The sequence below is a fragment of the Moritella viscosa genome (genome assembly GCF_900120065.1).
Lineage (GTDB): Bacteria > Pseudomonadota > Gammaproteobacteria > Enterobacterales > Moritellaceae > Moritella > Moritella viscosa.
In genome coordinates, this window is record NZ_FPLG01000151.1 from 1 (window position 1) to 5,152 (window position 5,152).

Annotated in this window: 8 protein-coding genes and 1 pseudogene; 6 read left to right on the plus strand and 3 right to left on the minus strand. The window is 39.6% G+C overall.

Translation table 11 applies throughout. The features are described from left to right. A partial coding sequence (locus BT797_RS21875; RefSeq protein ID WP_075473532.1) for a site-specific integrase occupies positions 1–260 on the minus strand: 260 nt, incomplete at its 3' end. A 29-nt stretch (positions 261–289) separates the two neighbouring features. Here BT797_RS21875 and BT797_RS23980 point away from each other — a divergent pair. From BT797_RS23980 to BT797_RS21900, 6 genes are all read left to right on the plus strand, one after another. Beyond that, entirely contained in the window at positions 290–451 is a 162-nt protein-coding gene (locus BT797_RS23980; protein ID WP_175545663.1) for a hypothetical protein, read from the plus strand. 14 nt (positions 452–465) lie between these two features. Continuing rightward, complete coding sequence (locus BT797_RS21880) at positions 466–939, plus strand: hypothetical protein (RefSeq protein ID WP_082293730.1); 474 nt, start codon at positions 466–468, stop codon at positions 937–939. 91 nt (positions 940–1,030) lie between these two features. Next, on the plus strand, positions 1,031–1,429 hold the full coding sequence (locus tag BT797_RS21885) for a hypothetical protein (RefSeq protein WP_075473534.1): 399 nt from the start codon (positions 1,031–1,033) through the stop codon (positions 1,427–1,429). Between the two features lie 64 nt (positions 1,430–1,493). Beyond that, positions 1,494–2,099: a hypothetical protein gene (locus BT797_RS21890; RefSeq protein ID WP_075473535.1), complete on the plus strand. Its 606-nt coding sequence runs from the start codon at positions 1,494–1,496 to the stop codon at positions 2,097–2,099. Between the two features lie 24 nt (positions 2,100–2,123). After that, entirely contained in the window at positions 2,124–2,729 is a 606-nt protein-coding gene (locus BT797_RS21895; protein ID WP_075473536.1) for a hypothetical protein, read from the plus strand. A gap of 106 nt (positions 2,730–2,835) precedes the next feature. Then, the gene (locus BT797_RS21900) at positions 2,836–3,444 is read left to right on the plus strand and encodes a HEAT repeat domain-containing protein (protein ID WP_139291751.1); all 609 of its coding nucleotides are present in this window, start codon (positions 2,836–2,838) and stop codon (positions 3,442–3,444) included. Between the two features lie 297 nt (positions 3,445–3,741). Here the strand turns inward: BT797_RS21900 and BT797_RS21905 are convergent. Together BT797_RS21905 and BT797_RS21910 are read right to left on the minus strand one after the other, a co-directional pair. Then, positions 3,742–4,262 (minus strand): annotated as a pseudogene (locus BT797_RS21905) (IS91 family transposase); the annotation flags it as partial. Between the two features lie 110 nt (positions 4,263–4,372). Beyond that, positions 4,373–5,152 (minus strand): tyrosine-type recombinase/integrase (locus BT797_RS21910; RefSeq protein ID WP_075473539.1); only part of this gene is annotated, 780 nt, incomplete at its 5' end.

Here is a 5,152-nt window from a genome sequence, read left to right on the forward strand (position 1 = left end):
AGGGTGTAACGATAGAAAAATTGTAAGCCGTTACGGTCTATTTTAACGGTACTCCATGAGTGCGTTTGGATAAGACTGTTAAAGTAATCCTTTAAATCAGCAGTAGTTAATCCATCGGGAGACTTATCAAAGTAAGCCGAAATGCGTCGAACCGCACGAGAATAGCCATCAATGGTTGCTGGCCGTTTACCTTGTAGCCTTAAATTGGTAAGGTGTTGTTCATAAAGATAATTAAATCGTTGCTGTTGTGAATGATTCATACGAATAACCCCAATAAGGCACCATCATAATGGTGATGCTATTGGTTAGTATGAACGCTGGCTTGTTTACTCTGCCGCGCAGCGGCTTCGTTCAACAAGCATTTGAATCAGATTCAGCACGTTGTCCCATTTTTGCAAAGACCCGAAAAAAATTAGCCAACATTGCTTCACAAATTAAATGGGCGTTATAACTAGGGATAGTTTTTTGAATCATCAATATAGAGTTACTAAATATAATCCTGATTTAGAGTCCTATGATGAATGGACGGCTATCAGTGATGTGGGCAACTCTTATGCAGGAATAGAGTTTACCCTTCAAGAATATGAAAGAGTCGAGTCATCTTATGTTGAGGCTGTTTGTAGTTTCATGAAAGCGTCAGGAATTGAAAGTCTTACATTAACTGACTTTTGGAATGGCTTTAATTACTCTGATAAAGAGCTTACATTCGCAGAAGGTAAAGAATTCCATGATGAATCTTTGAAAAGAGTTATTCAGCTTATTTTACGTGAAGAAATCGGAGGTCAGCTGACTTCCAAAAAAGGCATATTTGTACACTTTGGTTGTGATTATTATATGTACATAGGTATTAGTAATAATTATCCAGAGGTAATTAGTTGTATTCGAAGCTCGGGGTTATATGTTGAACCTTTTAAATCTCCATATTTAGAATCCGAGTAAGTTATAACAAGAAAATGTTTAGGACAAATACTGCTACGCTCCTTCGTCGCTCCACAGTATTTGCCCAAAATTTAGGCGTTAAATATACATTATGGATAAAATTAGTCACAAAAAATCGATTCTCTTAATGTTGTTTGGAGGAATAATAGCTTCAGCGGTCTCTATTGTTGGGGGGCTATTCTTATGGTCTTGGACATATTTATATGTAACGGATAAGTTGCCAAATCCGCACGATCCCAAGATATATTTTCTGCCAGCATTGTTAGCTTCGTTAGTTAGTTTTTTCTTGTTAGCGAAATCAATGGCTAAATATGCGGGTCGTTTTGGCATCTATTATCTGTGTGGACCACTGCTATTGTCATGTCTCACCTTATTTATCGGGCATGAGCCGAGTTATCCGGTTTTGCACAACTTGGCAATTTTATTTGCTATGGTATTAGGGGGATTTGTGGGCCTTAAGCGAGGTCAGTATTTAACAAGCAAAGGCTAGCGACGCAAAAAGACGCGCGTCAGCTTTGGGCGTTAGCTGCCCTAAAAAAAATTTGGAGTTACTTTTGGATAAAAGAAATTTAATATTAGTTAAACAAGCAATGCTTATTCCTGTATTTGCTTTGTATAACATTTTCTTAGACCTGTTTTTATCTGGCTATGGCATTGAATATCCATATATTAGCGGATTAGCGATAGATTCACCTTTTTTTGCTTATTCTCATCGGCTTACAGATATATTAATCGGTCTGTCAATGTGTTTATTTTCATTTGCGTGTCTATCAATAGCAAAAGCTAAATTTACTTTCTTAACAATGTTTTCATTTGGCATAATATGGTTGTTTGATGGGATTTTTATGATGAAAAATCCATTACATGATGTGTATGTACTTACAACAATATTATTAATTGTTCCTGTCGTATTTGCATTAGAAATGAGTGAATTTTATGCATCAAAGAATTTCCGAAATTTTTGTGTTTTAGTGACTGTAATTCATGTTGTTTTCTTCTGGTTCTTAGGTTTCGGCTTGATGCCCATTGAATACAAATTCATCATTCAAAGAGTTTGGGTAGCTATAACTCTATTCTGGTATGGAATTTCAGCATATAAAATGTACTCGGTAGCTAACAAATCAAGTAACGTGGACGGTGTAAACGCCGCCAGTTCTTGAAGCGTTACGTGCTAAGGAGTCATTGTGTCATCTGACGATTGGTACAGAAATGAAGACTGGAATGATTCCGTCGAAGAATATTTCTACTCGAAGCTAAAGCGAGCAAGAACACAAAGAGATCAGTATTTGATAATTCAAGCGCTAACCTTGACTGACAAGCATCCAAAGGTATCGCTCTGCTTGGTTGATGAGTATTTCGAATCGAGAAAAGACCAATTCGATGACGTGCGGGCCTTGCTGGCAAGGGCGATTGCTTTTATGGCGCTAGGCGATCTCGAAAAATGTGTGGCCACCTATAAAGAAATATTACAGAGAGAAAAAGAATTTCCAAAACATCAAACAGGTGTTTATCTTGATTATCCATATTTGGTGGCAACACAAAAAATAGAAAGTGAGTTCACCAACGCACTTGATGTACTAAATGAACATATTGATCGTCTCACGTTTCCACTAGATCATTACAAGTGGCATGCTTCTAAAGCGATAATAAGTAGTGATGGTTCCGAAGCGAAGAAAGCACTTGAAGCGGCCAAAGTTAAAAGGTCTGGATTTCGCTTTCATCAAGACGTTGGTTTAGTGGGTAAAGAGCATGAAAAGACAATCAAGCAGCTGTGCAAAATCAGCACGTAACAAGCGACTTCACCGGACAAATCTCCGCTGTTACCTTTTGTGCAAAAAGACGCCATCAAAAATTTGCTCGGTGAGCCGAGTGTTAGGCACTATGGAGAATCGAGCATTGAACGAGATAGTAGCTCAATTGGAAGATAAGAGATCTCCTAAGCGTCGTTCTGCTGCGAAGAAGCTTCGGAAGTTAAAGGACGCTGATGCAGGTCCTTCTATATTTAACGCGCTTGAGACCGAGCTCAAAGATGCTCGGACTTGGGAAACGCAGTACCAGATGATCATGGCTATTGGCGAATGTGGTTATAAACCAGCATTGCCTTTTCTAAATGAACTCGTAAATCAAAATTTCGAGGCAACTATGGTTTACGTCGCTATTGGTGATGCCATAGTCAGACTTTCCATAGAAAACGGGAAAGACGCCACCCCAATATTTAAGCTCCTTGAAACTGGCAATGAAATGCTCATTGATGGAGCTCTTCGAGCAATGGCTATGCTAAAAATGGTGCCGAGTAATATCCACATAGAAAAAATCATTAATTACGTAGCTGAAAGAGAGATGAATCAAGGTATTCATATTTGGGTTTTGGCTGCAGCTCCTGGGTGGTCGGGATTGAAAGTGGAAGAATACTTAGAGTATTGTGCAACATCACCACGAGAAGAAATAACCAGTGCTGTTGCACTAGCGCGTAAGAAAAAGTATAAGAAATGGAGCCCGTTGTGAATATGCCTAACATATAAGAATAGGTGTCGCGCAGCCGACACCTTATTCGAGTGTTGAGCAAGCCTAAGCCCTTCTTTATATAGTAAATAACGTGTTTGATCTTAGTGGATACTTCGTCTTGGGGTTAAAGCCAAGACGAGCTAAATCGAGATAAACAACAGACCTGTTATTTATCAATTAACTAGCTAGTTGTACCATAAATTTAATATCTCCAACTGTAATGTTAATGCCATTATCCTTATTATGTTCGCCTTTCGGCTAGGTCGATCGTGTGATACCAACGCACTTCATTTAATGCTAGCAGCAAGGACAAATTCTGATGGCTTTCGCAGTGATCGTTGCGACGAGTTTAGGCATTTTCCAATTGAACAGATACAGTAATATAGCTTGAATTCGCACTCTCAGCCGTTTGGCATTACCATGTAAAAACCATAATCCCGCACTCGCTGTAATCCTTTGGGAAGCACATGTTGCAAGATGAGCCAGAGAAATTGCAGCGTCGGCAAGGTTTTGGTTTTTATTGCTTGAGTTTGTCCATCTTTATAGTTGAATGTCACGGTATTATTGCTTGTATCGATGATGTTTTTATCAGGTAATACGCCCCGATATAAATAGCGTGACAGATATTGTAAGGCGGGAAGACCGTAACCAACCTTACGGCAATCAACGACCCATTTAATGGGTAATGTGTCAGTGTTCGCCAGCGATAAATCAGCGTGCTGATTGATTGCATCAATCATTCTCGCTCGCCAGACTTTAGCTAGTGCAAAGGCGTTATACAGGTAATTATTCTTACCTTTATGCCATTGGTTTCGTGTTTTACAACTGAGCATAGCGTAGATTGCACGACGGCTTTCATGGGAAAGTTGATTGCCAAATTGTCGTTCAAACTCGTCATGATGAATGCGCAGTAAATCAATGAAGGTACTCATTTTAAACTCCAATCTAGCGCTAACTTGTCAGCAAGTTGGTTAATGGCAACGGCAGCATCCTTTTGTTTTAGTTGGGTTAATTGAGTATATCTAGCGGTCGTATTTAACGAGGCATGACCGAGCAATACTTGCAGAGAGCGCAAATCCAAGCCGTTTTCCAATAAATGAGTAGCAAAGCAATGACGTAGCGAATGCGGGCTAACGAGTTTATTGATATTACAATCACGTAAAACTTGTTTGATGGCTTTTTGAATGCCGCCTTTGTCCATTGGCGAGTTCATACCATTTCCCAATCCTGGGAAAATCAGTCGCGCATGATGATGCGTTTGCCAATGACTGCGCAGTGCGTACAAAGTACGCTTTGGCAGAGGAACTAATCTATCTTTACCGCCTTTAGCATCACGAATATGTATTTGCATGGTTTGGCTATCAATATCATGAACTGTCAGGTTTAAGCCTTCGCTTAATCGTAGTCCCATGCTGTAAAGCGTGAGAAAGAATACTTGGTAGCGTAGCTTCTTGGTACCGTTAATGACTTTACTTATTTGCGTAGGAGTTAAGATATCAGGCAGGCGTTTAACTTGTGGTGGTTTGACAATGTTGAGCCATTCCCACTGCTTGTCGAGCGTATAGCGGTAGAAAAACTGTAAACCGTTACGGTTTAATTTGACGGTACTCCAAGAGTGCGTTTGGATAAGACTGTTAAAGTAATCCTTTAAATCAGCAGTTGTTAATCCATCGGGATACTTATCAAAATAAGCCGAAATGCGTCGAAC

Bases quoted from the DNA above. Each gene is read 5' to 3' on its own strand.
- BT797_RS23980 (WP_175545663.1), top strand. From the start codon at position 290: ATGGTGATGCTATTGGTTAGTATGAACGCTGGCTTGTTTACTCTGCCG.
- BT797_RS21885 (WP_075473534.1), top strand. From the start codon at position 1,031: ATGGATAAAATTAGTCACAAAAAATCGATTCTCTTAATGTTGTTTGGA.